The sequence below is a fragment of the Pseudomonas sp. W17 genome, assembly GCF_040268305.1.
Taxonomy (GTDB): Bacteria; Pseudomonadota; Gammaproteobacteria; order Pseudomonadales; family Pseudomonadaceae; genus Aquipseudomonas; species Aquipseudomonas protegens.
This window is the reverse complement of record NZ_CP158490.1, coordinates 1,621,944-1,648,444: the sequence shown is the minus strand read 5'-3', so window position 1 is coordinate 1,648,444 and position 26,501 is coordinate 1,621,944. Positions and strand designations below refer to the sequence as shown.

At 64.3% G+C, this 26,501-nt stretch carries 25 protein-coding genes and 1 tRNA gene; 18 read left to right on the top strand and 8 right to left on the bottom strand.

Translation table 11 applies throughout. The features are described 5' to 3' along the window. The first annotated feature begins 15 nt into the window (after positions 1–15). On the top strand, positions 16–837 hold the full coding sequence (locus tag ABCR88_RS07515) for an HDOD domain-containing protein (RefSeq protein WP_325985654.1): 822 nt from the start codon (positions 16–18) through the stop codon (positions 835–837). Positions 838–844: 7 nt separating this feature from the next. On the opposite strand, the gene ABCR88_RS07510 is transcribed toward ABCR88_RS07515, so the two are convergent. Together ABCR88_RS07510 and ABCR88_RS07505 are read right to left on the bottom strand one after the other, a co-directional pair. Next, positions 845–2,230 (bottom strand): sensor histidine kinase, encoded by a 1,386-nt coding sequence (locus ABCR88_RS07510; protein ID WP_011059782.1) that lies wholly within the window; start codon positions 2,228–2,230, stop codon positions 845–847. Next, positions 2,223–2,894 (bottom strand): response regulator, encoded by a 672-nt coding sequence (locus ABCR88_RS07505; protein ID WP_041116473.1) that lies wholly within the window; start codon positions 2,892–2,894, stop codon positions 2,223–2,225. Before ABCR88_RS07505 ends, ABCR88_RS07510 begins: the two co-directional genes overlap by 8 nt. 236 nt (positions 2,895–3,130) lie before the next feature. On the opposite strand from ABCR88_RS07505, the gene ABCR88_RS07500 reads away from it, so the two are divergent. The 5 genes from ABCR88_RS07500 to ABCR88_RS07480 all read left to right on the top strand — a co-directional run bounded on the left by ABCR88_RS07500 (position 3,131) and on the right by ABCR88_RS07480 (position 8,546). Then, the gene (locus ABCR88_RS07500) at positions 3,131–4,423 is read left to right on the top strand and encodes an OprD family porin (RefSeq protein ID WP_041116471.1); all 1,293 of its coding nucleotides are present in this window, start codon (positions 3,131–3,133) and stop codon (positions 4,421–4,423) included. 79 nt (positions 4,424–4,502) lie between these two features. Next, complete coding sequence (locus ABCR88_RS07495) at positions 4,503–5,489, top strand: tripartite tricarboxylate transporter substrate binding protein (RefSeq protein WP_350404302.1); 987 nt, start codon at positions 4,503–4,505, stop codon at positions 5,487–5,489. Positions 5,490–5,547: 58 nt separating this feature from the next. Continuing rightward, positions 5,548–6,006: a tripartite tricarboxylate transporter TctB family protein gene (locus ABCR88_RS07490; protein ID WP_011059778.1), complete on the top strand. Its 459-nt coding sequence runs from the start codon at positions 5,548–5,550 to the stop codon at positions 6,004–6,006. 1 nt (position 6,007) lies between these two features. Next, positions 6,008–7,522: a tripartite tricarboxylate transporter permease gene (locus ABCR88_RS07485; RefSeq protein ID WP_011059777.1), complete on the top strand. Its 1,515-nt coding sequence runs from the start codon at positions 6,008–6,010 to the stop codon at positions 7,520–7,522. Beyond that, the gene (locus tag ABCR88_RS07480; RefSeq protein WP_350023715.1) at positions 7,515–8,546 is read left to right on the top strand and encodes an AbrB family transcriptional regulator; all 1,032 of its coding nucleotides are present in this window, start codon (positions 7,515–7,517) and stop codon (positions 8,544–8,546) included. Before ABCR88_RS07485 ends, ABCR88_RS07480 begins: the two co-directional genes overlap by 8 nt. Before the next feature lie 154 nt (positions 8,547–8,700). Here the strand turns inward: ABCR88_RS07480 and ung are convergent, their stop codons facing one another. After that, a complete protein-coding gene (gene ung, locus ABCR88_RS07475; RefSeq protein ID WP_041120579.1) occupies positions 8,701–9,393 on the bottom strand; it encodes a uracil-DNA glycosylase in 693 nt (230 codons plus the stop codon). Positions 9,394–9,525: 132 nt separating this feature from the next. Between ung and ABCR88_RS07470 the strand changes: the two genes are divergently transcribed. After that, on the top strand, positions 9,526–10,638 hold the full coding sequence (locus ABCR88_RS07470; RefSeq protein WP_041116463.1) for an enoyl-CoA hydratase/isomerase family protein: 1,113 nt from the start codon (positions 9,526–9,528) through the stop codon (positions 10,636–10,638). A gap of 104 nt (positions 10,639–10,742) precedes the next feature. Here the strand turns inward: ABCR88_RS07470 and ABCR88_RS07465 are convergent, their stop codons facing one another. Both ABCR88_RS07465 and ABCR88_RS07460 read right to left on the bottom strand, forming a co-directional pair. Then, positions 10,743–11,138: a hypothetical protein gene (locus ABCR88_RS07465; protein WP_065364737.1), complete on the bottom strand. Its 396-nt coding sequence runs from the start codon at positions 11,136–11,138 to the stop codon at positions 10,743–10,745. Positions 11,139–11,412: 274 nt separating this feature from the next. After that, positions 11,413–11,649: a hypothetical protein gene (locus ABCR88_RS07460; RefSeq protein WP_232642682.1), complete on the bottom strand. Its 237-nt coding sequence runs from the start codon at positions 11,647–11,649 to the stop codon at positions 11,413–11,415. Between the two features lie 312 nt (positions 11,650–11,961). Here ABCR88_RS07460 and ABCR88_RS07455 point away from each other — a divergent pair, with 312 nt between their 5' ends. From ABCR88_RS07455 to ABCR88_RS07435, 5 genes are all read left to right on the top strand, one after another. Continuing rightward, positions 11,962–13,449: a sensor domain-containing diguanylate cyclase gene (locus tag ABCR88_RS07455; RefSeq protein WP_350404300.1), complete on the top strand. Its 1,488-nt coding sequence runs from the start codon at positions 11,962–11,964 to the stop codon at positions 13,447–13,449. After that, the gene (locus ABCR88_RS07450; RefSeq protein WP_325985651.1) at positions 13,442–13,660 is read left to right on the top strand and encodes a cysteine-rich CWC family protein; all 219 of its coding nucleotides are present in this window, start codon (positions 13,442–13,444) and stop codon (positions 13,658–13,660) included. The genes ABCR88_RS07455 and ABCR88_RS07450 overlap by 8 nt, the downstream gene beginning before the upstream one ends. 29 nt (positions 13,661–13,689) lie before the next feature. Then, entirely contained in the window at positions 13,690–14,382 is a 693-nt protein-coding gene (locus ABCR88_RS07445; RefSeq protein ID WP_015634506.1) for a pseudouridine synthase, read from the top strand. 324 nt (positions 14,383–14,706) lie between these two features. Then, positions 14,707–15,591: an alpha/beta hydrolase gene (locus ABCR88_RS07440; RefSeq protein ID WP_350404299.1), complete on the top strand. Its 885-nt coding sequence runs from the start codon at positions 14,707–14,709 to the stop codon at positions 15,589–15,591. 155 nt (positions 15,592–15,746) lie between these two features. Next, a tRNA-Gly gene (locus tag ABCR88_RS07435) sits at positions 15,747–15,820 on the top strand. A 106-nt stretch (positions 15,821–15,926) separates the two neighbouring features. Here ABCR88_RS07435 and ABCR88_RS07430 read toward each other — a convergent pair. Beyond that, positions 15,927–16,262 carry an SMI1/KNR4 family protein gene (locus ABCR88_RS07430; protein WP_350404298.1) on the bottom strand — a complete coding sequence of 112 codons (336 nt, stop codon included), beginning with the start codon at positions 16,260–16,262 and terminating at the stop codon, positions 15,927–15,929. A 273-nt stretch (positions 16,263–16,535) separates the two neighbouring features. Between ABCR88_RS07430 and ABCR88_RS07425 the strand changes: the two genes are divergently transcribed. Continuing rightward, positions 16,536–17,264, top strand: coding sequence for a class I SAM-dependent methyltransferase (locus ABCR88_RS07425; RefSeq protein ID WP_041116450.1), 729 nt, complete (start codon positions 16,536–16,538; stop codon positions 17,262–17,264). Positions 17,265–17,343: 79 nt separating this feature from the next. Here the strand turns inward: ABCR88_RS07425 and ABCR88_RS07420 are convergent, their stop codons facing one another. After that, the gene (locus ABCR88_RS07420; RefSeq protein WP_350404297.1) at positions 17,344–19,119 is read right to left on the bottom strand and encodes a sensor domain-containing phosphodiesterase; all 1,776 of its coding nucleotides are present in this window, start codon (positions 19,117–19,119) and stop codon (positions 17,344–17,346) included. 374 nt (positions 19,120–19,493) lie between these two features. On the opposite strand from ABCR88_RS07420, the gene ABCR88_RS07415 reads away from it, so the two are divergent. The 4 genes from ABCR88_RS07415 to ABCR88_RS07400 all read left to right on the top strand — a co-directional run bounded on the left by ABCR88_RS07415 (position 19,494) and on the right by ABCR88_RS07400 (position 23,461). Then, positions 19,494–21,032, top strand: coding sequence for a DUF1800 domain-containing protein (locus ABCR88_RS07415; protein WP_350404296.1), 1,539 nt, complete (start codon positions 19,494–19,496; stop codon positions 21,030–21,032). Between the two features lie 27 nt (positions 21,033–21,059). After that, positions 21,060–22,247: a DUF1501 domain-containing protein gene (locus tag ABCR88_RS07410; protein ID WP_072443248.1), complete on the top strand. Its 1,188-nt coding sequence runs from the start codon at positions 21,060–21,062 to the stop codon at positions 22,245–22,247. 333 nt (positions 22,248–22,580) lie between these two features. Further along, positions 22,581–22,868 (top strand): hypothetical protein, encoded by a 288-nt coding sequence (locus ABCR88_RS07405; protein WP_041116441.1) that lies wholly within the window; start codon positions 22,581–22,583, stop codon positions 22,866–22,868. Between the two features lie 218 nt (positions 22,869–23,086). Beyond that, positions 23,087–23,461, top strand: a complete 375-nt coding sequence (locus tag ABCR88_RS07400) for a hypothetical protein (protein ID WP_041116439.1) — start codon at positions 23,087–23,089, stop codon at positions 23,459–23,461. A 56-nt stretch (positions 23,462–23,517) separates the two neighbouring features. Here ABCR88_RS07400 and ABCR88_RS07395 read toward each other — a convergent pair whose 3' ends face one another. Continuing rightward, the gene (locus ABCR88_RS07395; protein WP_053156760.1) at positions 23,518–24,054 is read right to left on the bottom strand and encodes a GNAT family N-acetyltransferase; all 537 of its coding nucleotides are present in this window, start codon (positions 24,052–24,054) and stop codon (positions 23,518–23,520) included. A 231-nt stretch (positions 24,055–24,285) separates the two neighbouring features. Here ABCR88_RS07395 and ABCR88_RS07390 point away from each other — a divergent pair, with 231 nt between their 5' ends. Continuing rightward, positions 24,286–26,445 carry a TonB-dependent siderophore receptor gene (locus ABCR88_RS07390; RefSeq protein ID WP_350404295.1) on the top strand — a complete coding sequence of 720 codons (2,160 nt, stop codon included), beginning with the start codon at positions 24,286–24,288 and terminating at the stop codon, positions 26,443–26,445. Positions 26,446–26,501 lie beyond the last annotated feature (56 nt).

Here is a 26,501-nt window from a genome sequence, read left to right as displayed (position 1 = left end):
CCCTAGAGAACTTACATGACTGAGCTGGCGCAAAAGGTCCAACAGGATTTGCTGGAGGCCATCGGCAACGATGACCTGGTTCTGCCAACCCTGCCGGAGGTGGCCCTGCAGATTCGCCAGGCCGCCGAAGACCCGGAAATCAGCGTCAGTACCCTGAGCAAGGTGATAGGCCGCGATACCGCGCTGTCGGCGCGGCTGATCAAGGTGGTCAACAGCCCCTTGCTAAGGGCGGCCCAGGAAGTCACCGACCTGCACACGGCAATCACCCGCCTGGGGGTCAACTACAGCAGCAACCTGGCCATCGGCCTGGTGATGGAGCAGATCTTCAACGCCCGCTCCGAAGTGGTGGAACAGAAAATGCGCGATGTCTGGCGCCGCAGCCTGGAGGTGGCCGGGGTCAGTTATGCGCTGTGCCGCAGCTACAGCCAGCTCAAGCCGGACCAGGCGGCCCTGGGCGGCCTGGTGCACCAGATCGGCGTGCTGCCGATTCTTACCTACGCCGAAGACCACTACGAACTGCTCTCCGACCCGGTCAGCCTCAATCACGTGATCGAGCGCATCCACCCGTTGCTGGGAGACAAGCTGCTGCGGGTCTGGGAGTTCCCCGAGCAACTGGTGGAGATCCCCGGGCAATACCTGGACTTCAGCCGCCAGTCGAGCCGGATCGACTACGTCGACCTGGTCCAGGTGGCGACCCTGTACTGCCACAAGGACACCGAGCACCCGCTGTCGCGGATCGACGACTTCAGCGTGCCGGCCTTCAAGAAGCTGGGGATAGACCCGGACAACAAGGCCATGTGCCTGGACCTGGAAGAATCACGCTCCATGCTCTATTGAGCATCCCCTAGCCGGCTGTAAAGCTCACCCGCACCTTCAACCCCGACGGCTCGCCATCGTGCAGGCTGATCTGTGCCAGGTGCGCGCGACAGATCTCACCGACGATCGCCAGCCCCAGGCCCGAACCCGCACCCTGCTGATTGCGCCGGTAGAAGCGCTCGAAGACCCGGTCACGGTCTTCCAGGGGAATGCCCGGCCCATCGTCCTCCACCTCCAGCACCCCGGGCGGTGACACCCGCAGCACCACATTGCCACCCGGCGGAGTATGGGCCAGGGCGTTGTCCACCAGGTTGCTGAGCAGTTCATTGAGCAGGGTCGGTTCGCCCCTGAGCCACACCGGTTCGTCGGCCTCCAGGGCCAGGGCCACGCCCCGGGCATGGGCCAGAGGCGCCATGGCCATGCCCAGTTCCCGGGCCAGCTGGCTGAGATCGAGCAACTGCGCCCCGCCCTCGGCGATCGCCCGGGCGCCGTTTTCCACCCGGGCCAGGGACAGCAACTGATTGGCCAGGTGGGTCAGGCGGTCGGTGCCCTGGGCCGCACTTTCCAGAGTGGCGCGCCAGGTATCCGGCTCACTCGCGCGCAATCCCAGTTCCAGGCGGGCCTTGAGCGCAGCCAGCGGGGTGCGCAACTCATGGGCGGCCTCGGCGATGAACTGCGCCTGGCGCTCGAACTGCCCGCGCAGGCGCTCGGTGAAATGGTTCAAGGCGCGTACCAGCGGCCACAGTTCGCGCTGCACCGAGACCAGGGGCAACGGCCGCAGGTCGTCCGGCTGGCGCTCTTCCACCGCCCCGCGCAGGCGTTCCAGGGGGCGCAAGGCCGCACTCACCGCAAACCACACCAGCACCAGGGCGCCGATGGCCAGCATGCCCAGGCGCAGCAGGGTATCAGCCATCAGGCTGCGGGCCATGGCCACCCGCGCCTCGTCGGTCTCCGCCACGCGGATTTCCGCCATGCCGTTCATGTTCGGCTCGCTGACCGCCTTGAGCAGGCTCACCACCCGTACGTTCTGGCCCTGGTAGCGGGCGTCGTAGAAGCGCGCCAGGGCCGGGTAATCATCGGTTCGCGGCGTGCCGGGCGGCGGCCCGGGCAGGTTCTCATAACCGGAAATCAGTGTCTGATGGATGTCGTTGACCTGGTAGTAGATGCGCCCGGCGCTGTCGTAGGCAAAGGTGTCCAGGGCCACATAGGGCACGTTGGCACTCAGGCTGCCATCGCGCTGGGACAAGCCGGCGGCGATGGTTCGCGCCGAAGCCAGCAAGGTCCGGTCATAGGCGGTATCGGCGGCCTCACGGCCGTTCCAATAGGCGCTCAGGCCGCTGGCCAGCATCAGCACCACCAGCAGCAGTGCTAGGTTCCACAGCAAGCGCCAGCGCAGGCTGCTGGGCTTATGCATCGCGGCTTTCCAGCAGGTAGCCCAGGCCGCGGAAGGTGACGATGGCGACCGCATGGCCGTCGAGCTTCTTGCGCAGGCGGTGCACGTAGATCTCGATGGCGTCGGGGCTGGCCTCTTCGTCCAGGCCGAACACCTGGGAGGCCAGTTGCTCCTTGCTCATGACCCGGCCGGGGCGGGCGATCAAGGCTTCGAGCACCGCCTGTTCGCGGGAAGTCAGGGTCAGCAACTCCTCGCCCAGGGTGAAACGCCGGGTGTCCAGGTCATAGGTCAGCACTCCGCAACGCTGCTGGCGCTCGCCCCCCAGCACGCTGCGGCGCAACAGGGCCTTGACCCGGGCCTCCAGCTCGGTCAGCTCGAAGGGCTTGGCCAGGTAATCGTCGGCCCCCAGGTTCAGGCCGTGGACCCGATCCTTGACGTCGCTGCGGGCGGTCAGCATCAGCACCGGCAGGTTCTTGCCGCGGGCCCGCAGGCGCGCCAGCACTTCGAAACCATCCATGCGCGGCAGGCCGACATCAAGGATCGCCACGGCGTATTCCTCGCTGCCCAGGGCCAGGTCGGCCGCCACCCCATCGTGCAGCACATCCACGGTCAGGCCGGTGCTCTTGAGCGCCTGGGCGATACTTTCGGCCAGTTGCAGGTGGTCTTCCACGAGCAGGACTCGCATGGCTGTTTACCTCGTTTCAGGGGGGATCGACGCCGCTCTTTGGCGCGGAGTGTACCGCCGCAACCGCCGCTGTGAAGCCCGAAAGCCACGAAAGTGCACTGAAAGGTTAGCGAAAGGTTGGCCCTTTAGAGTCCCGCCACGGACAGTCTCGACTGCCCTGGCCGTGAAGGCCGCTGACCCGCAAAACGCCTCGAAGCGTTTTCGTCAAAATAAGAACAATAACGGAGTACTCCAGGATGCCATCCACGCACCCTCAGGCTGTCCAGCCCGCGCGTTTTTCCCGTCTGACCCCAACTGCTCTTGCCAGCGCCGCCACCCTTGCCGGTTTCGCGCCCTTGAGCCAGGCCGCCTTTATCGAAGACAGCAGCGCCACCTTCGAAACCCGCAACATGTACTTCAACCGCGACTTTCGCGACGGCACCAGCGCCCAGCAGTCCAAGCGCGATGAATGGGCCCAGGGGTTCATGCTCAACCTGCAGTCGGGCTACACCGAAGGTACCGTGGGCTTCGGCCTGGACGCCCTGGGCATGCTCGGGGTCAAGCTCGACTCCAGCCCCGACCGCACCGGCACCGGCCTGCTGCCGACCCACGATGACGGGCGCGCGGCCAACGAGTACTCCAAGCTCGGCCTGACCGGCAAGGTGAAGATTTCCGCCACCGAACTGAAAATCGGCAGCCTGATTCCGGAACTGCCGATCCTCAAGCCCAACGACGGGCGCATCCTGCCGCAGACCTTCGAGGGCGGCTTGCTGACCTCCAGGGAGATCAAGAACCTGACCTTCACCGGCGGTCGCCTGGACAAGGCCAAGGACCGCGATGACAGCAACTACGAGGATATCCGCCTCAACAACAAGAACAGCCGCTTCGCCGGCACCGTGGCCGGCAAGCACTTCAATTTCGGCGGCCTGGACTACAAGTTCACCGACAAGATCACCGGCAGCTACCACTTCGCCCAATTGGACGATGTCTACAACCAGCACTTTCTCGGCCTGGTAGCCTCCCAGCCCATGGGCCCGGGCACCTTCGGCACCGACCTGCGTCTGGCCATCAGCGACGACCAGGGCCAGGCCCGGGGCGGCAAGATCGACAACAAATCCCTCAACGGCCTGGTGAGCTACGCCCTCAACGGGCATAAACTCAGCGCCGGCTACCAGCACATGTCCGGCGACAGCGCTTTCCCCTACGTCGATGGCAGCGACCCATACCTAGTGAACTTCGTGCAGATCAACGACTTCGCCGGGGCCAAGGAGCGCTCCTGGCAAGCCCGTTACGACTTCGACTTCGCCAAGCTGGGAGTCCCCGGCCTGAGCTTCATGACCCGCTACCTCAGCGGCGACAACATTGCCCTGAAGAACGGCGACACCGGCAAAGAGTGGGAACGTAACACCGAGGTCAAATACGTAGTGCAAAGCGGCACCTTCAAGGACGTCGCCGTGCGCCTGCGCAACGCCACCTACCGTTCCAACTATTCGGCACGCGATGCGGATGAAGTACGCCTGCTGGTGAGCTACAGCGTAGCGCTGTGGTAAGCCCCCCCTATCACGCTCCTACGAAAAACGGGTCGGGGATGACCCGGACATACCTACAACAACTCCTGTGGAGACGCTCATGGACCTTTCACTGCGCAAACTCGCCCTCGCCGCCGGCTGCATGCTGTTCGCCGGCCAGTTGCTGGCAGCCTCCGCCGAGCCCAAGCGCCCGGAATGCATCGCCCCGGCCTCCCCTGGCGGCGGTTTCGACCTGACCTGCAAGCTGGCGCAAAGCGCCCTGGTCAACGAGAAACTCCTGTCCAAGCCGATGCGCGTGACCTACATGCCCGGCGGTGTCGGGGCCGTGGCCTACAACGCGGTGGTGGCCCAGCGTCCGGCCGATGCTGGGACCCTGGTGGCCTGGTCCAGTGGTTCGCTGCTGAACCTGGCCCAGGGCAAGTTCGGCCGCTTCGATGAAAGCGCGGTGCGCTGGCTGGCGGCGGTGGGCACCAGCTACGGCGCCATCGCGGTGAAAAGCGATTCGCCCTACAAGAACCTCGACGATCTGGTCCAGGCCCTGAAGAAAGACCCGAGCAAAGTGGTGATCGGTTCCGGTGGCACCGTCGGCAGCCAGGACTGGATGCAGACCGCGCTGATCGCCAAGGCCGCCGGGATCAACCCGCGAGACCTGCGCTATGTCGCCCTGGAAGGCGGCGGCGAGATCGCCACTGCCCTGCTGGGCGGGCATATCCAGGTCGGCAGTACCGACATCTCCGACTCCATGCCGCATATCCTGGCCGGCGACATGCGCCTGCTGGCGGTGTTCTCCGAGCAGCGCCTGGACGAGCCGGAAATGAAAGACATCCCCACCGCCAAGGAGCAGGGCTACGACATCGTCTGGCCGGTGGTACGCGGCTTCTACCTCGGGCCTAAGGTCAGCGATGCGGAGTACGCCTGGTGGAAAGAGGCCTTCGACAAGCTGCTGGCCTCCGAAGAGTTCGCCAAGCTGCGTGACCAGCGCGAGCTGTTCCCCTTCGCCATGACCGGCCCCGAACTGGATACCTATGTGAAGAGGCAGGTAGCCGACTACAAGACCCTGGCCAAAGAGTTCGGCCTGATCCAGTGACCGTCCCTTTCTGACGGCCCGGCCCTCGCGCATCGGGGGCCGGGCCCGGGAGTTAGCCATGCTCGTTCAACGTCTCTTCGCCGCGGTGTTGCTGCTGGCCTGTGCCGGCCTGGCACTGATGGCCTGGCCCTACCAGGCGGCCTTTTCCTACGAACCGGTGGGCCCGCGGGCCTTCCCCCTGCTGATGCTCGGGCTGATGGGCCTGGCCCTGCTGTACATGCTGTTTCGCCCGGCGCCGATCAAGCACAGCGAAGAAGAACCGCCCCTGGACCGGCAGACCCTGACCAAGATCGCCCTCTGCGTGGCCTTGCTGCTGGTCTTCGCCGGGGCCTTCGAGCCCTTGGGCTTCATCGTCGCCAGCATTCTCATCGGCGTGCCCATGGCCCGCCTGTACGGCGGCCGCTGGCTGCCCAGCCTGGTGATCATCTGCCTGCTCAGTGTCGGCCTCTACTGGCTGTTCGACCGGGTCATGGACGTCCCCCTGCCCCTCGGCCTGCTCGACGTTCTGGAGAATTGATATGGATACCCTCAGCTATCTGGGCCAGGGCTTCGGCGTTGCACTGACCCCCTACAACCTGGTCACCGCCTTGTCCGGCACCCTGATCGGCACCGTGGTCGGGCTGCTGCCGGGCCTGGGCCCGATCAACGGCGTGGCGCTGCTGATCCCCATCGCCTTCGCCCTGGGCCTGCCGCCGGAATCGGCGCTGATCCTCTTGGCGGCGGTGTACCTGGGCTGCGAATACGGTGGCCGGATCAGCTCGATCCTGCTGAACATTCCCGGCGAAGCCTCCACCGTGATGACCACCCTCGACGGTTACCCCATGGCACGCAAGGGCCTGGCGGGCGTAGCCCTGTCGTTGTCGGCCTGGAGTTCGTTCATCGGTGCCTTCATCGCCACCTGCGGCATGGTGCTGTTCGCCCCGCTGCTGGCCAAGTGGGCGATCGCCTTCGGCCCGGCGGAGTACTTCGTGCTGATGGTGTTCGCCATCGTCTGCCTCGGCGGCATGGCCGGCGATCGGCCACTGAAGACCTTCATCGCCGCGCTGATCGGGTTGTTCCTGTCGGCCGTGGGCATCGACGCCAACAGCGGCGTGTACCGCTTCACCGGGGACAACATCCACCTCACCGACGGTATCCAGTTCGTGGTGCTGGTGCTGGGCCTGTTCTCCATCAGCGAGATTCTCCTGCTGCTGGAAAAGACCCATCGCGGCCAGGAAGCGGTGAAGGCCACCGGGCGCATGATGTTCAACTTCAAGGAAGCGGCCTCGGTGTTCGTGGTGAACATCCGCTGCGGCCTGCTGGGTTTCATCATGGGCGTGCTGCCCGGAGCCGGCGCGACCCTGGCCAGCGCCGTGGCCTACATGACCGAGAAACGCATCGCCGGTGCCAGCGGCACCTTTGGCCAGGGCGACAAGCGCGGCCTGGCAGCCCCGGAAACCGCCATCGGCGCCTCGGCCTGTGGCGCCCTGGTACCGATGCTGACCCTCGGCGTGCCCGGTTCCGGCACCACCGCGGTGATGATCGGCGCCCTGTCGCTGTACAACATCACCCCCGGCCCGCTGCTGTTCCAGCAACAGCCGGATATCGTCTGGGGCCTGATCGCCTCGCTGTTCATCGCCAACATCATGCTGGTGATCCTCAACATTCCGATGATCCGCATCTTCACCCGCATCCTTGCGGTGCCGAACTGGGCCCTGGTGCCGGTGATCGCCATCATTACCGGGATCGGCGTCTATGCGGTACACGCCACCACCTTCGACCTGTTCCTGATGGTGGGCATCGGCATCTTCGGCTACATCCTGCGCAAGCTGGACTTCCCGCTGTCGCCAGTGCTGCTGGGCTTCATCCTCGGTGGCCTGATGGAGCAGAACCTGCGCCGGGCGCTGTCGATTTCCAACGGCGCCATGGAGATCCTCTGGTCGAGCCCGATCACCGTCGGGGTCTGGGTGCTGACCGTGATCATGCTGCTGATGCCGCTGCTGCGTATCTGGCGCAAGCGCGCGGCCCAGCAACGTGCCGTGGCCGATGTCTGAATCCACTTGGAAACAGTGGTGGGGCACGCCCCTGGTGGGCCTGGCTGGCGGCTACTTCGCCAGCCAGATCGGCTGGCCGCTGCCGTGGATGGTCGGCTCGTTGCTGGCGATCATCCTGGTGCGCTGCCTGACGCCCTGGCAACTGGCGCAAATCCCCGGCGGGCGCAAATGCGGGCAATGGGTGGTGGGTATCGGCATAGGCCTGCACTTCACTCCACAGGTGATGGAGCAGGTGCTGAGCCATTTCGGCCTGATCTTCTTCGGCGCCCTGGTCACCAGCCTGTCCAGCGTGGTCGGGGTCTGGCTCTTGCGGCGCACCGGCGAGGACCGGGCCACCGCGTTCTTCTCCAGCATGCCCGGCGGCTCCGGGGAGATGGTCAACCTCGGCGCGCGCAACGGCGCTGTGCTCAGCCGGGTAGCGGCCGGGCAGAGCCTGCGGGTACTGACGGTGGTGCTCTGTGTGCCGGCGGCGTTCAAGTACCTGCTGGGGGAAGGCACGCCCGCCCTGCATGCCGCTACGGTGGACTGGCGCTGGCTGGCCCTGCTGTTTCCGGCCGGTGCCCTGCTGGCCTGGCTCTGGCAGCGCCTGCGCCAGCCCAACCCCTGGCTGTTCGGCCCCCTGCTGCTCAGCGCGACACTGAGCATCGCCTGGGACCTGCACGTCGGCCTGCCCGACGGCGCCAGCCAGATGGGCCAGTGGCTGATTGGCAGCGGCCTGGGCTGCCACTTCAACCGCCAGTTCTTTCGCCGGGCCCCTTCGTTCATGGGCCGCACCCTGATCGGCACCGCCCTGACCATGCTGATCGCCGGCCTCGCAGCCCTGGGCCTGAGCGCCCTGACCCGCCTGGACCTGCGCTCGCTGACCCTGGGCATGATGCCCGGCGGCATTGCGGAAATGAGCCTGACGGCCGAGGTCCTGCAACTGTCGGTGCCATTGGTAACGGCGATGCAGGTCATGAGGTTGCTGTTCGTGCTGTTTCTCGCCGAGCCCCTGTTCCGCCACTGGAACAAAGGCCCCCTGTAGCCGCCGGCTGCGACAAGGTCCGAAGGACCTTCAGTGGCCGAACCACCGCCGCGTCCCCACGGGCCGTTCGCAGCCTGCGGCAACGGCTACCGATATGCCTTGGTTCAAGTCGCGAGTGGGGTGGCCGCCAAGCAGCCTCCCCATCGAGCACTGGTTACAACGGCGGCAGGCGCCACTCGATCGGCGTCTCGCCGTTCTGCTCGAGGTATTTGTTGGTACGGCTGAAGTGCCCGCAACCAAGAAAGCCGCGATAGGCCGACAAGGGCGAAGGGTGCACCGAGGTCAGCACCAGGTGCTTGGTGGCGTCGATCAGCTTCTGCTTGCTCTGGGCATGGGCGCCCCACAGCAGGAACACCAGGTGCGGCTGATGCTCGCTGACCACTTCGATGATCCGGTCGGTGAAGAACTGCCAGCCCTTGCCCGCATGGGAAGCGGCGTTCGCCCGTTCCACGGTCATGGTGGTGTTGAGCATCAGCACGCCCTGGTCGGCCCAGCTCTGCAGGTAGCCATGGTTGGGGATATCGATGTTCAGGTCGCGCTTGAGCTCTTTATAGATATTCACCAGCGACGGTGGCGCGGGCACCCCGGGCTGCACCGAGAAGCACAACCCGTGGGCCTGACCCGGCCCGTGGTAGGGGTCCTGGCCGAGGATCACCACCTTGACCTTATCCAGCGGCGTGGAGTTCAAGGCGTTGAAGATCATCGGTCCCGGCGGGTAGATTTCCTTGCCGGCGGCATGTTCCTGGCGCAGGAACTCCCGCAGTTCGCTCATGTAGGGCTGGTCGAATTCGGCACGCAGGGCCTCCTTCCAGCTCGGTTCGAGTTTGATACGATCGTCAGCAGTCATGGCCATGCCCGTGAAAAAACAATGGCCGCACCCTAGGAAAGCCCACTTCGCTTGTCAATTGATCTGACACAGAACCGGCACTTTCCCTTACAGCGATCATACTGACCGCTTAAATTTCCCATCGAGGTCACGATGAACCTGCACGTCGAAGAACTCACCGGCACCGATGGTGCACGCATTGCCATTGCCACCCTGGACGCGGAAAAATCCCTGAACGCCCTGTCCCTGCCCATGATCCAGCAGTTGAGCGAACACCTCGACACCTGGGCCAAGGACCCGCAGGTAGTGTGCGTGCTGTTGCGGGGCAACGGCGCCAAGGCTTTCTGCGCCGGCGGCGAAGTGCGCAGCCTGGCCCAGGCCTGCCTGGCCCACCCCGGCGAAGTGCCGCCGCTGGCGGGGCACTTCTTCGCCGCGGAATACCGCCTCGACTATCGCTTGCACACCTACCCCAAACCACTGATCTGCTGGGGCCACGGTTATGTCCTCGGTGGCGGTATGGGGCTGCTGCAAGGTGCAGGCATTCGTATCGTCACCCCCAGCAGCCGCCTGGCGATGCCGGAAATCAGCATTGGCCTGTACCCGGATGTGGGCGCCAGTTGGTTCCTGTCGCGCATGCCCGGCAAGCTCGGGCTGTTCCTGGGCCTTACCGGCGCCCATATGAACGGCCGCGACGCTCTGGACCTGAACCTTGCCGACCGTTTCCTGCTCGATGAGCAACAGGAGGCGCTGATCGAGGGCCTGCTGCAACTGAACTGGCAGGAACAGACCCCAAGGCAGCTCAACAGCCTGCTCAAGGCCCTGCAACAGGAAGCCCTGGAGCAGATGCCCGACGCTCAATGGCTGCCGCGCCGGCAACAGATCGACAGTTGGCTGGATGTCAGTGACGTGGCCTGTGCCTGGCGGGCTATCAGCCAGTTGCACAACCACAGCGATGCCCTCTACAGCCGTGCGGCCAAGACCCTCGTCGAAGGCTGCCCGCTGACTGCACACCTGGTGTGGGAACAGATCCGCCGCGCCCGCTACCTGTCCCTGGCCGAGGTATTTCAGATGGAGTACACCCTGAGCCTGAACTGCTGCCGGCATCCGGAGTTTGCCGAAGGCGTGCGCGCGCGGCTGATCGACAAGGATCACCAGCCGCACTGGCACTGGGCGGATATCAACAGCGTGCCCGAGGCCGTGGTGGAGGCGCATTTCCACAAGGCCTGGGAAGGTCGCCATCCCCTGGCGGACCTGACGGATTACTAGATCGTCACAGGCTGCGCAGTGCCCGAAGGGACCCGGCGACAACGGATTCGCCGAAGGTCCTGCGGACCTTGTCGCAGCCCGCGGCAGCGGCTACAAGGTTCGGCTCAATGACCCCGGCCACCGTGGCCATGGTCGCCGCGCCCGTGATCGCCGCGCCCGCCATTGTCACGCCCGCCGTGGCCGCCCCAGTCCTGGTTGCTCCAGTTGTTCGGCCGGCCATGCCCACCCCAACCCTGGTTCGGATAAGGCCGGTATACCGCGCGTGGTGGCTGATAGTAACGCGGGGCCGGTTGGTAATAGCGCGGCGCGGGCTGGTAGTAGCGCGGAGGGTAGTAACTGCGCCCCGTGGAATAGTAGGAAGACCCGCCACCGTAGTAATAGGCCGGCGCGGGAGCGCTGTAGACCTCCGAGCTGTAGTAGCCGGAGCCTCCACCGTAATAAGGGGCACACGCAGCAAGACTCGAACCCAGTAAGGCAATCAGTAGAAGTCGACGATACATGGCGGCCTCCTGGACCGCGAAGAAGCCTCGCCAGCGACGCTGGCAGGCGGCAATCAGCAACAGGCTGACTGACGCAATATCTGACCGCGAAAAGCGCTTGTGGTGCGATTTGCGCAACACTTTGAAACAAGTGCTGCTGACGTCCTTTCCTGCGGTTTTCCACGCCCACGAAAAAGCGCTGCCTCAGGCAAAGGCAGCGCTGTGGGCAACGACTCTCGGCCCTTGGCCTCTTGTCATCCGAGGCGGTGGCCTGTTGTCCGGGCCTTGGTACCGGCTAGTGGTGCCAGCGTCGGTAGCCGCCGTAGTAGTGCGGCCCGTAGCCACCGTGATAGTAGGGCCGGTCATAGTAGTGAGGCCTGTAGCCGCCTCCATAGTAGGGGTAGCCACCGTAGTAATAGGGGCCTGGAACCGCATACACGTCAGTGCGGTAGTACCCCGGCTCGACGTAATAGGGCACACAGGCGGACAGACTCAAACCAAGCACAACACCGAGCAAGATTCGACGGAACATGGCGGCCTCCCGGACCGCGTGCAAGCCGTACCAGCGACGCTGGACGACGCCAATCGAAACGGCATGACTGGCATTGCATAGGACCGCAAAAAGCCTTTGCGGTGCGTCGCGCAGCAGTGCCCCGATGACTTCACCGACCAGTGGCGGGGCCCGCTTGGCGGCCTTGCAGGCTCCAGTTGCTACGAGCTCACCACGGGCCTTCCAGCGCCTGGCAAACGTATCGAAGTCGAGACAATTCAGGCGCGTGATGAACGAGTTATTTGCGCGCGGTGCCACTAGAATGCGTCATCGGGCCACTATCACGGAATCACCATGCCGCGCCGCTCTCTCCTGTATTCCCAGCGCTCGCTGGTTCTGGTCCTGATCGCCCTGCTGGGCAGCGGTTTTCTCGCCACCTCGCTGCTCAGCTACTACGCCTCGCGGGATTCGATCCGCGACAGCATCGTCAATACCGAACTGCCCCTGACCTCCGATACCGTGTACTCGGAAATCCAGAAGGACCTGGTGCGGCCGGTGCTGATCTCCTCGATGATGGCCCGCGATACCTTCATGCGCGACTGGGTGGTGGCCGGCGAGCGCGACCCGAGCCAGATGACACGCTACCTCAACGAGGTCATGACCCACTACGACGCCTACACCGCGTTCTTCGTCTCCAACACCAGCCTCACCTACTACCAGGCCAAGGGCGTGCTGAAGAAGGTCAAGGCCGATGAGCCCCGGGACGCCTGGTACTTTCGCGTACGCGACATGAGCACGCCCTACGAGATCAACGTCGACCCGGACCTGGCCAACCAGGACAAGCTGACCTTCTTCATCAACTACAAGGTCTACGACTACCAGGACCGCTTCATCGGCGCCGCCGGGGTCGGCCTGACCGTGGATGCGGTGATCAAGCTGATCGACAAGTACCAGCAGCGTTACCAGCGCAGCGTGTACTTCGTCGACGCCTTCGGCCGCATCGTCCTCACCGGTGCCGACGGTGGCCCCCAGGGCGCCCGCAGCGGCCAGTCGCTGCATGAACTGGACAGCCTCAAGGGGCTGCTGAGCCAATTGCCCAAGCCCCACAGCGGCAGCTATGAATACAATTCCCAGGGCCAGGGGCACTTTCTCAATGTGCGCTTCATTCCCGAGCTGAACTGGTACCTGTTCGTCGACAAACGCGAAGACGGCGCCCTCAACAGCATCCGCCAGTCGCTGTACCTGAACCTGCTGATCTGCCTGGTGATCACCGCCATCGTGCTGGTCCTGCTCAGCGCCGTGGTGCGCCGCTATCAGCGCAAGATCGAAGCCCAGGCCACCCTCGACAGCCTTACCCGTCTGCCCAACCGCCGCGGGTTCGACCTGCTGGCGGCCCAGGCCCTGCAAGAGGCCTGGCGCGACCTGACGCCGCTGTGCGCCATGCTGCTGGACCTGGACCACTTCAAGCGCCTCAACGACACCTACGGCCACCTGGCCGGGGACCAGGTGCTCAGTGGCTTCGCCCGGGATCTGCAGGGCTGCCTGCGCCAGTCCGACATCGTCTGCCGCTGGGGCGGCGAAGAATTCATCGTCCTGCTCAAGGACACCGACAGCAGCGTGGCCCTGGGCATCGCCGAGAAGATCCGCCTGCTCACCGAACAGCAGCGCTATCACTATGAAGGGCAGCCGCTGCAACTGACCGTCAGCATCGGCTTGACCAGCCTGCAAGCCCAGGACACCCTGCACAGCCTGCTGTCCCGTGCCGACCACGCGATGTACCGTGCCAAGCACACCGGACGCAATCGAACCTGCGTGGAAATGCCTCACTCCAGCCATGAATGAACCTGAACTCTGCCCCGCCTGCGGTGCCCGCAACGACTGCACCCTGGCTGACCCGCGCCGCGCCGGCCAGGCCTGCTGGTGCTACAGCGTGGACATCGACCCGGCGATCATCGAAGCCCTGGCGCCGGAGCTGCGCAACCAGGCCTGCCTGTGCCCGCGCTGTGCCGGGGTCGACGCGCAGATGCGCGCCGCTACCCTGCCCCGTCCCTGAGCCCCTCCAGCCGATAGCCACCGATCACCATGCGCATTGACCGTTTTCTCAGCAACCTGCCCCGTTTCAACCGCCAGCAAGTGCGCGTGCTGCTGGTGCAACGACGCATTCGCATCGATGGGCAGCCGGTCAGCGACCCCAAGGCCGAGGTCCGCGAGTTCAGCCGGGTGGAGCTGGACGACGAAGTGCTGCAGGCCGGCAAGCCGGCGCGCTACTTCATGCTGCACAAGCCCATGGGCTGCGTCAGCGCCACCCGCGACCCCGAGCACAAGACCGTGCTCGAACTGATCCATGAGCCGGACCCGCAGGATCTGCATATCGCCGGGCGCCTGGACTACAACACCACCGGGCTGATGCTGATCACCAACGATGGCAACTGGTCGCGGCGCCTGACCCAGCCCCAGACCAAACTGCCCAAGCTCTATTACGTGGAAACCGAGCAGGAGATCGGCCCCGAGTACGTCGAGACTTTCGCCCGTGGCCTGTATTTCGCCTTCGAGGACCTGACCACCCTGCCCGCTCAACTGCAGATCCTCGGCCCCCGCAGCGCCCGGCTGAGCATCGTCGAAGGGCGCTATCACCAGGTCAAGCGCATGTTCGGCCACTTCAACAACAAGGTGCTGCGCCTGCACCGCGAACGCATGGGCCCGCTGCTGCTGGACGAACGCCTGGCCCCCGGTGAATACCGTGCTCTGAGCGACGCCGAAATACGCCTGATCTGAGCGTTGCGCCGCGCCACACGACCGCTGGGCAGAAGCTGTCGAACAATTTGCCCAATGACCTTGCAGGTTCCCGGTTGCCCTGCTTGAATCTGTCCGTCGGCCGAATTGTGACCGACGAGTCACAACCACACATCTAAGAAACCCTTTGCCGGCCTGAGCCCTGCCTGCTCTGCCTTCCCCCGGCAAATCGCCCGCCTATAACAACACCCGTCGACCTGCCTTACCGGATCGACATGGGCTCCGATTCCAGGCGTATGCCTACCTGTCACATTGCCCGTGCACACTCACGTTGCGCGCATACCCGCTTGCCAGGAGTCTTATGACATGAGGCCAGAAATCGCTGTGCTGGATATACAGGGTCAGTATCGGGTTTACACGGAGTTCTATCGCGCAGATGCCGCAGACAAGACCATCATTCTGGTCAACGGCTCACTGGCCACCACTGCGTCCTTTGCCCAGACCGTGAAGAACCTCCACCCGCAGTTCAATGTGGTGCTCTACGACCAGCCCTATGCCGGTCGCTCCAAGGCCCACAACAGGCACGAACGGATGCTCACCAAGGAAGTCGAGGGGCAGATCCTGCTGGAGTTGATCGAGCATTTCGCCGCCGAACATGTGCTGTCGTTTTCCTGGGGCGGCGCCGCCACCCTGCAAGCGCTCTCCCAGCGCCCGCGACGCATCGAGAAGGCGGTGATCAGCTCGTTCTCGCCGGTGATCAACGAACCGATGCGCGACTATCTGGAACGCGGTGTCGACTACCTCGGCAGCCGCGATGGCCATCGCGTCGGCGACCTGGTCAACAACACCATCGGCAAGCACCTGCCGTCGCTTTTCAAGCGCTTCAACTATCGCCATGTCAGCAGCCTGGCAGAACATGAATACGGGCAGATGCACTTCCACATCAACCATGTGCTCCATGGTGATCGCCAGTGCTACCTCAGGGCCGCACGCAACATCCAGGTCCCGGTGCTGTTCATCAACGGCGAATGGGACGAGTACACCTCGGCCAACGATGCCCGGCTGTTCGCCAACCATGTGCAGCAGTCGAGCTTCAGCACCATCCAGGCCTCCGGGCACTTTCTCGACATGGAGCACAAGGCCGCCTGCCGCGACACCCGCCAGGCCCTGCTGGGGTTCCTCAAACCGGGCCAGTACGACAACCGTTCGCGTGCCCCGCATGCCCAGGAGCAGCATGTACGAGCCCTCTGAAAAGCCCTCCTCGCAGGCCGCCTGCATACCGTGACAACCCCGGTTTTCACGGTATGGGGCGGGTTGGCGATGAAGGTCAGCGGCGCGCAAGCACAAGTCAGCTAAAGAAAAACTTCAAATCCACGGCCACATCTGGTACAAAGGCAGCCGTTCGAGCGGGTGTCGTATAATGGCATTACTCCAGCTTCCCAAGCTGATAACGAGGGTTCGATTCCCTTCACCCGCTCCACTTCCCCAATCTGCGTGCCCACGCAGAAGCTCCAAGCAGTTTCCCAGTCGTTGAACCGCAACGATCTCTCCCTCCAGACCTGACCATTCAAGCCCAAGCCTTGTGCCTACCCGGGCCGATCGGTGCTGGCCAGAAAAGCTGTATAGCCATCGGCAACCACGGACGTGGCGCCAGTCTCATGGGACCAGAGCACCACCGCCGGGTCAGCGCAGACGTTGTCCTGCCAGGCCCGCCACCCGCCTTCGAAATGGCGGACTATCGACTCCCAGGTCTTGCGCGGATCCCGGGCATCGAAGACCGGAAACACCTCCAGCGCCCCCAGGGCCTTGCCGTTGTGCTCAAGCAACCAGCGCGCGAACGAGCTGGGCAAGGTACGCCCCAATGCCATCTCTGCCGCGCGGATCGCCTCGATCGTCGTGCCTGTCACTCTCGCTTTGCCCATGATGCCTCTCTTGGGGTACGAATTCGGGGCCGGGGACACTCGGTGTTCCCGGGCCGGCAATTGTGCTGATGAAGATCCTGGCGTGCAAAGCATCCGGCGATGGCCCGGCCCGCAAAACTGGCTAAGATATCCGACCTGTTTTGCTGCACCACCTGCTCGGCCATCGACGATACCTGCGTCGCGCCCTGCGAGGGAGAAGCCCCTCAGCCGTTTCCACTGCATGACATTCCCTGCCCACCAGGGCTGCACACGAACCTGATAGAGCCTCCCGACATGACTCAGAACATCTACGACGACCCGATTTTTTTTCACGCCTACAGCCAGATGGGCCGCTCCCTCGGCGGCCTCGACGCCGCGCCGGAATGGCCAGCCCTGCAAGCCCTGCTGCCACCGATGAACGGGCTGCGGGTGCTGGACCTGGGCTGCGGCTATGGCTGGTTCAGCCGCTGGGCCAGCGAGCACGGTGCCCGCCAGGTAGTAGGCCTGGACGTTTCGCAGAAGATGCTGGCCACCGCCCGCGCCACCACCTCGGCAACCAACGTGCAATATCAGCAGGAGGACCTGGAACAACTGCGTCTGCCCGCCTGTAGCTTCGACCTGGCCTATAGCTCACTGGCCCTGCATTACATCAAGGATTTGCCCGGCCTGTTCGCCCAGGTCTATGCGGCCCTGGTACCGGGGGCGCGCCTGGTGTTCTCCATCGAGCACCCGATCTTCATGGCACCGCGCAACCCGGGCTGGCAGGTGGACGCGCAGGGCCGCCAGTCCTGGCCGGTGGACAGCTACCAGCAGGAAGGCGAGCGGGTGACCCACTGGCTGGCCGAAGGGGTGATCAAGCAACACCGTACCCTAGGCACGCTGCTCAACACGCTGATCGATACCGGCTTCAACCTGCGCCATGTGCAGGAGTGGGGCCCCACGGCGCAGCAGGTCGAGGACCTTCCGGCGCTGGCAGAGGAGCGGGAGCGGCCGATGCTGTTGCTGGTGGCAGCGCAGCGGTGAGGAGGTGCGGCGCCCTCAAGGTTTTTTAACGCCCCTTCGGGCCGCTCGCAGCCTGCGACAGCGGCTACAGAAGCCGCAGTCAGTAGCCTTGCTGGAGTGGAAAGCGCTGGGCCGCGCTGCGGGCCAGGAATTTTTCCTGGACCATGGGTCGGGCCAGGAAATAACCCTGGGCCTCATCGCAGCCGAAGGTGCGCAGCATCTGCAGGCACTTGAAGCTTTCAATGCCCTCGGCCACGGTGCGGTAGCCCAGTTCCCGGGCCAGGGCGATGACCGAGCGGGTGATCTTCTGGTGCTGGGCACTGCTCTCAAGGTCGGTGACCATGGATTTGTCGAGTTTCACCACGTTGGCCGGAATCTGATGCAGATAGGCGAAGTTACTGTAGCCGGTACCGAAATCGTCGATGGCCACATCCATGCCCAGGGCGCGGATCTTGCTCAACTGGTCCAGCACCCGCGGGTTGGAACGCAACCAGGCACCCTCGGTGATTTCCACTTCCAGGCGATGGGGTTCGATGCCGTGGCGGCGACAGGCCGCCTTGAGCACATCAGCGATGTCCTGGTCCTCGAAATCCTGGGGCGAGAGGTTGATCGACAGGCGCTGCACTTCACCGTCGCTCCAGGCCTGCAGCTTGCCGAGCACCGCATTGATCACCCAGTGGGTTACGCGGTGGATCAACGCATTGCGCTCCATCACCGGAATGAACTCCGCCGGTGAAATCGGCCCCAGCCAGGGGTGATCCCAGCGGATCAGCGCCTCGGCGCTGACCTGGGCGCCGTCGGGCAGGGCGAAACGCGGCTGGAACATCAGGTAGATCTGCCCACTGTCCAGGGCTTCGCTGATATCCGAGGCCAGGTTGAAGGCTCGCCGGTAGGCCTGGTCCCGCACCACGTCGTAAGGCGCCCAGGTGCTGCGGTTGAGGGTCGCCAGTTCCAGGGCGAACATGGCCTTGCGCAACACGTCGGGCACGGCGTCGCGATCCGTGGAGAACTCCACCGTGCCCGCGCATACCCCGGGAATCATCGGCAGTTCCAGCCCTGGCGGCTGACGCCGCAGGCGCCGCACCAGGCCTTCCAGGAAGCGCTCGATCCCGGGAGCCGCCGGCAGCAGGAAGCCGAAGCGCTTGACCGATACGTGATACACCCGCACATGGCGCCCCAGGTAGGCGAGCAGTTGCTGGGCCAGGAAACGCACGATGGTCTCGAACGGCGCCAGGCCCATGGCCAGGGTCAGCTCGTGGGCCACGGTCATGTCCACCGCGTCCACCAGCACCAGCACGCGCCGTTCTCCCGGGTTCTCATCCGCCAGGTCGTACAGGTCGCTCTGAAATTGCTCACGGTTGGGCAGCCTGCTCACCGGGTCGCGCCGGGTCAGGCGCTGACGCTGCTCCACCTGCTCCATCACCAGGGATGCCAGGTCGCGCAGTTGCTGACGCTCGGCAGCATTCAGGCGCTGGGGCTGGCGATCGATGACGCACAGGCTGCCGATCGCATGCCCGGTGGAGGTAATCAGCGGCGCGCCGGCATAAAAACCGATGCCCGGGTCTTGGGTCACCAGGGGATTGGCGTGGAAACGCACATCCTGGCGGGCGTTTTCCACCTCGAATACATCACCGGACTTGATGGTATAGGCGCAGAACGATTGCTCGATGGGGGTCTGCTCGGGCGTAAAGCCCACCCGCGACTTGAACCACTGCCGATCACGGTCCACCAGGGTGATCAGGGCCGTGGGCACCTTGAAGTACTCTGCGGCCAGCCGGCAGATGCGGTCAAAACGCTCGCACCGGGCCGTATCCAGCAGTTCCAGGGCATACAGGGCAGCCAGGCGCTGCTCCTCGGCCAGCGCCTTATCGGGCATATTGCGCCTCGGGCAGGATCAACACACTCATCACCAATCTATCTCACCAACGCAGGGATGGAACGACACCCGGAAACCGGGTCGGGCCTTGAAGTAGTGGCACTACGACATCCATCGACAGCATGACGCAGTGACTAGTGCTTGCCAATTCCATCCGTCGGACGAACGGTCGACGGCAAGCCCCCCAACCCTGCGTTGAAACACTTGTCCTAGAGCATTGCCGACTGAAAGCCGGAACAACCCTCTGGTAGCCTGCGACGCTATACCGCTGTGCTGCCCAGGGAGCCGGGACAGGCCTCACGCCCTGCCCTGAACCTGGCGACAGACGGCGAAAATCCCATCGGCCGCGACCTCTCACTTCGGACCAACCGCCCATGCCAAGGCTTTCCCCGTTGCCCCGCTGCCTGTACCTGGCGACTGCCCTGGCTGTGCTGCTGCCAATCCTGGCCCACGCCGCACAACCTCACGCGCCCAGTGCCGCCGACATCGCCTGGCTGCGGCGTGACGGCTTCGACCTGGACGCGGCGCAACTCCAGCGCCTGCGCACCCTGGGGCGCAATGAGCTGCTGAGGGCGCAACTGGACGATCGCCTGCACGATCCGTTGCCACCGGCCATCGACACCCTGTTGCGCAGTTATCCGGCCCTGAACGATTCGCCCCGCTCCCTGCTGGAGGAGTTCCGGCAGCGCCAGGAACAGATCAAGGCAATGCCCGAGGGCGAGGCGCGCAACCAGGCGCAAAAAGACCTGCGCCAGTACGCCGCCCAACTGGCTGAACAGACTCAGTCCAGTGTGCTGCTGCAAGCTGTCTACGGCCCCAACCAGCTCAAGGAACAACTGGTGTTGTTCTGGCTCAACCATTTCAGCGTGTTCCAGGGCAAGGGCAGGGTGCGGCTGCTGACCGCCGATTACCTTGAAAACACCCTCCGCCCCCACGCCCTGGGCAAGTTCAAGGACCTGCTGCTGGCCACCCTGCAAAGCCCGGCCATGCTCGAATACCTGGACAACAGCAGCAACGCCAGGGGCAAGGTCAACGAGAACTACGCCCGTGAACTGATGGAACTGCACAGCCTGGGCGTCGACGCCGGCTACAGCCAGGAAGACGTGCAACAGCTGGCGCTGATCCTCACCGGAGCCGGGCTGGCGCCCCTGGACGGTCGCGAGCAGCACTTTCCCCGCAACCTGCAGCCCCTGGTGGTGCAACAGGGCCTGTTCCAGTTCAACCCCAAACGTCACGACTTCAGCGACAAGCACCTGCTGGGCCATACCATCAGGGGCAGCGGGTATGACGAGATCACCCAGGCCGTGGACCTCATCACCCGGCAACCGGCCTGCGCGCGGTTCATCTCGCGCAAGCTGGCCCAGTACTTCGTCGCGGACGAGCCGCCGCCGGCGCTGGTGGCGCGCATGGCCAAGAGCTTCAGTGACAGCGATGGCGACATCGCCCAGGTCATGGCCACCCTGATGCAATCGCCGGAGCTGCTGCATGCGGCCGGCAGGAAATTCAAGGACCCGCAACAGTTCGTGGTCTCGGCGCTGCGCCTGACCTATGACGGCAAGCCCCTGGCCAACCCGCGACCACTGCTCAACTGGCTGAATCAGATGGGCCAGCCGCTGTTCGGGCGCATCACTCCCGACGGCTGGCCGCTGGTAGCCAGTGGCTGGTCGAGTTCCGGGCAGATGGCCAAGCGCTTTGAAATCGCCCGGGCCATGGGCTCGGGCAACAACCGGCTGTTCACCGCCGAGGGCAGCCAGGTCCCGGGGCCGGGGTTTCCCATGATCACCACGCCGATGTATTACCAGGCGATCGCCCCCTATCTCTCCAGCACCACCCGCAACGCCCTGGAGCAGGCCGTTTCCCCCCAGGAATGGAACACCTTCCTGCTGTCTTCGCCGGATTTCAACAATCGCTGAGAGCGCCCCACCTGACCAGGAGCCGTCATGAATCGTCGCCAATTGTTGATCGCAGCCGCCGCCCTGCCCAGCCTGACGTTTTGTGCCCGGCTGTTCGCCGCACCGGCCTCGGCGCCGCGCACCCTGCTGGTGTTCCTGCGCGGCGGCTATGACTGCAACAACCTGCTGGTGCCCTACAGCAGCGACTTCTACTACGAGTCGCGCCCGACCCTGGCGATAGCCCGGCCCGATGGGCACAACCCGCAGAGCGCCATCGCGCTGGACAGCCACTGGGGCCTGAACCCGGTGCTGCGCGATTCGCTGTACCCGCTGTGGCAGCGCCAGGAACTCGCCTTCGTGCCCTTTGCCGGCACCGACGACCTGTCCCGCAGCCACTTCCAGACCCAGGACACTATCGAGGCCGGCCAGCCGAGCCAGCAGCACCGGCGCTACGACTCGGGGTTCCTCGCACGCCTGGCGCGGCAGGTGCCCGACAGCGCGCCTATCGCCTTTACCGACGCCCTGCCCCTGAGTTTCCAGGGCGGCCAGGAGATTCCCAACCTGTCCTTGCGCAGCGCCGGCAAGACGCCCTTCGATGAGCGCCAGGCAGCGATTCTGGCCTCCATGTACCAGCACACGCCCTATGCCGCCGCGGCCAGCGATGGACTGGCCCTGCGCCAGAAGGTCTCCCGGGAGCTGCAGCAAGAGATGCTCGCAGCCAATCGCGGGGCGGCCAATGCACAGAGCTTCGCCGCCCAGACCCGGCGCATGGCCGGCCTGATGCGCGAGCAGTATCGCCTGGGCTTCGTCGATGTCGGCGGCTGGGATACCCACGTCAACCAGGGCAGCACCCAGGGCCAGTTGGCCAGCAACCTGGCCAATCTCGGGCAAGGGCTGGCGGCCTATGCCGAGGCCATGGGCGAGCACTGGAAGGACAGCCTGGTGGTCGTGGTCTCCGAATTCGGCCGGACCTTTCGCGAGAACGGCGCCCGGGGCACCGACCACGGCCATGGCACGGTGTACTGGGTGTTGGGCGGCAGCATTCGCGGCGGGCGCCTGGCCGGCGAGCAAGTGACGGTGAACGCGCAAAGCCTGCTGCAGAACCGCGACTACCCGGTGCTCAACAACTACCGGGATCTGCTCGGCGGCCTACTGGGCGCTACCTGGGGGCTTTCCAGCGCTCAGGTGCAGGCGGTGTTCCCCGGTTCCCGGCCCGCGACCCTGGGCCTGGTCTGATGCCATTGCTGAAACGCCCGGGTGCTGGCAAAAAAAGAGCGATCCTGAGATCGCTCTGCGGTTTGCAAACGGATGCACCGGGCCATTCGCCCCGACAGACTCTTGGCAACCTGCCGTGAATCCGCTTGAAACCATTTGCCCCCTGTCACCGCCCGGCTCCTGCCAGGCGTGCCGATATTTTTACCAGTGCGCAACTGTCTGCTTGCTGAACCTGAAGCCAATCCCGCCATCGATGCTGTCCCCCCTCCTGCCCGAGCGCTTGCCAAGCCGGGGAAAATCCTGAAGCATTCGCAGCCCGCGCCCCTGGCGCCCCCCCACGGAAGGAGCCGTGCCTTGAAAACACTGCTGTTGCTGCTCTCCCTCATCCTGCTGACGGTGCTCAACCTCGGTTACTACACCGAGCTTGAAGAGGCTGAAACCCATACCCGCTGGTTTATCAAGACATCCCCGACCCTGCGCCTGGAATTCTTCAACATCCACGCCAATGACGGCGACTACCGGCGCGTGGAAAAGCTCACCGATGAACAGCGCCAGATGATCATCGACTATTGCAAATATCGCCTGGGCATCGACACCCAGGTCACCACCCAGGCCGATGTGGAGCGTTGCGCCAAGCTCTAGGGCCGCCCTGCCCCCCCTCTCTCCCAGCCTCCGACCAGGGCTACGACCGCGCTAAACAGCCCTGATGCGGTGCTCATTGGCCCCTGGGGACCGGAGCACCTGCGCCCGACACGGCTCCCAAAGTGCTATGGTGGCCGGCTGCCCTGCGTGCCAGGGCTCACTGGAGGAGCAATACGCTGAGCGCGTGGTCGCCACCTTGAGGAGGTCACTGAAGAGATATGTGTAACGCAAAAGATATCTATACCGCGGGTTGGGTTCTGGTGGTCATGGCCGGGCTGGTGTCCCTGGCGATCCAGGTCTACCTGGGCTATTTCAGGCTTGATGACATGGTCAAGCATCTGTCGCGCTGCCGGGTCATTGCCATCCGCACGCCACTCCTGGGCAAGGACCCCCTTAGCCGTTTCTTCATGCTGCTGTGCATCGGCGCACTGTTCGCCATGCCCCACCTGTTCCTGCGCAACGGCGGCCTGAACGTGAAGGACTACAGGAAGTTCCCCCTGGGCCTGAAGTGGCTGATCAATCTGTTCCAGTTCGCGGCCCTGGTGGCCGTCATTGCCTTCCTGGTGCTGTGGTGGGTCAGCCGCCACCTCTGACGGCAGGCATGGACCTACGGGGCGCCGCCAACGGCGCCCCATGCGTGCCCCCCGCCTCAGCCAGCCGGCCGTTGCTGGCAAAAATCCTCACGGGTCATTGCAAAGAAGCGGCAGGGCAAGCCTTCGAAATCGGCATTGTGGGTGAAGCGAAAACCGACCTTGCGCGCCACCGCCAACGACGCCTCGTTGTCGACATGGGCATCGGCGACTATGCGCTGCACCGCCGGGTCGGCAAACGCATGCTCGACGATCCGCCGCGCGGCCTCGCTGGCAAAACCCCGCCCCCAGGCCCGCCGCACCAGGCGCCAGCCCATTTCCAGCTCGGGCCCCACAGCATCGAAGGGAATGAAGGAAACCCAGCCCAGCAACTCATCCGGCGCGTCCTTGGCGAAGATCGCCCAATACCCGCAGCGCGGGCCGAAATCCTGGGTCATGCGCCCCTGTAAAAAATCCCTGTGCCACTGCCCGCCATCCCAGGTCCCGGGAATGAAGCGCGTGACTTCGGGATCCTGATCCATACCCAGGCACGCCTGGAAGTGCTCAAGGGTACGGGGGCGCAGCAACAGGCGGGCGGTTTCGAAATGCAGGTTCATCCGTGAGCTTCCTGAAAGGGGGCGCTCATGAAACAGCAACGCCGGAAAAAAAAGAACCCTCAGGTTCAGCAACAGGCCACGGCCCCCCCGGTAGCGGTCCTGAGGAGGGCCCGGCTATCACGCATACAACGACGCATACACTTTTGGACATGATTGTTCAGATAGTTCTGATTGAATGATATTAATTCGCAGATAAGAATCGCTTCCAAATAAAACGGAGGCTCCACCGAAATGTCCAGTCCTGCCCGCCCACACCCATGGAAGTTGTGGTCCACATCCCTCGGTTTGATGGCCCTTAGCGAAACCAGCCTCGGCGCCACCGAGCAATCCACCGAACGCCCATCCGACCCGGCATCCGTCACCCTCGGCACCACCTACGTCAAGGGCGAACACAAGCCGGGATACAAGCGCGAAACATCGGATTCGGTGAAGTTCACCGCACCGCTGCGCGAAACCCCGAAGTCGGTGACCATCATCACCGAATCCCTGATGCAGGAGCGTGCGGTGTCGACCCTGGCCGATGCCCTGCGCACCACGCCGGGAATCACCTTCGGCGCGGGCGAAGGCGGCACGCCGCTGGGCGACCGGCCCTTCATCCGTGGTTTCGAAGCCAGCACCGACATCATGATCGACGGCATTCGCGACGTCGGGCGCATGACCCACGAAGCCTTCAACGTCGAGCAGATCGAGATCGTCAAGGGCCCGGGCTCGGCCTACGCGGGGCGCGGTTCCACCGGCGGCACCATCAACCTGGTCAGCAAAGTGCCGCAGCAGGAAACCTTCGCCGCCGGCAGCCTGACCCTGGGCACCGATCAACTGCGCCGCACCACCGTCGACCTCAACCAGTACCTGCCCGAACAGAACATGGCGCTGCGCCTGAACGCCATGAAACATGAAGCCGATACCCCCGGGCGCGACGATGTGGAAGTTACCCGCTGGGGCCTGGCACCGAGCTTTTCCTTCGGCCTGAACACCGATACCCGCGGCACCCTCAGCTACTACCACATGCAGAGCGACGACATTCCCGACCAGGGGCACCCGGTCTCGGAAGTCACCGGCAAACCGGTCAAGGTCGACCGCGACAACTTCTACGGTTTTGCCAAGCGTGACTTCCGCAAGACCTCGGCTGATCTTGCTACCCTGCAACTGGAGCACGACTTCAGTGAACACCTGACCCTGCGCAACACCACGCGCCAGGGCCGCAGCATGCAGGACTACATCATGAGCCGGCCGACGCTTGGCTCCGCGCAGAACGAATTCACGGGTGTCGTACTGCGTGGCCCGGCCCGTGGGCGCAACGTGGTCAACACCTCGACCATCAACCAGACCGATATTTTCGGCAAGTTCGATACCGGCTCCATCGGCCACAGCTACAGCGCCGGGGTCGAGTTCTCCCGCGAACGGATCGATGTCAAGAATCGCTACTCACCCAAAGGCAGTGACCCGGGCAGCCTGGAAAACCCCAATCCAAAGGATCCCTACGCGCCTGTGGCACGAGGTAATGGCAACCACAGCGTCACCAAGCACAACAACCGCGCCCTGTACGTGATGGACACCATGGCCCTGCATGAACAGTGGGACCTGAACCTGGGGGCGCGCTTCGACAACTACCACGTGCGAGATGGTGTGCAGAGCAACCGCAGCAACCTCTGGACCTACCAGAGCGGCATCGTCTTCAAGCCGCTGCCGTACGGCAGCATCTACCTGTCCTACGGCACCTCGTTCAACCCATCGGGGGAAACCGCCGGGCAATCCGGGGGGGCCGACGGCGCCGCGGGCGGGCGGCTGAGCAACCTGGATCCGGAAAAGAGCCGCAGCATCGAGCTGGGCACCAAGTGGGACCTGCTGAACGAACGCCTGTCCCTGACCGCGGCCCTGTTCAAGACCGAGAAGACCAACGCCCGGACCTACGACCCGATCAGCAACGAGGTCACGCTGGACGGCGACGTCGAGGTGAAGGGGTTTGAAGTGGGAGCCACCGGCCATCTCACCGAGCAGTGGGAAGTGATGGCGGGCTACACCTACCTGGATGCCAAGACGGTCAAGTATGCGTCCGGAAAAAACACCAACTTCGATGGCAACCAGGCCAAGTTCATCGCCCCCAACAGCGGCTCGGTCTGGACCACCTACGCCCTCACCGACCGCTGGAAGGTCGGCGGCGGCGCCAACTATGTGGACAAGCGCTATACCAACGATGAAAACACCCGCAGCCTCGATTCCTACTGGCGCTACGACGCCATGCTCGCCTACCGGGTGAACAAGAACCTGGACCTGCAACTCAACGTGCTCAACCTCACCGACGAGACTTACTACGACGCCTCCCACGTGGGGATGTTCGCCACCGTCGCGCCGGGGCGCTCCGCCGAGCTGGCGGCCAACGTACGCTTCTGATGCCGTAAAGCCGGCTCCTGCACTCATCCGCAGGAGCCGTCTGCCGGTGAACAGGC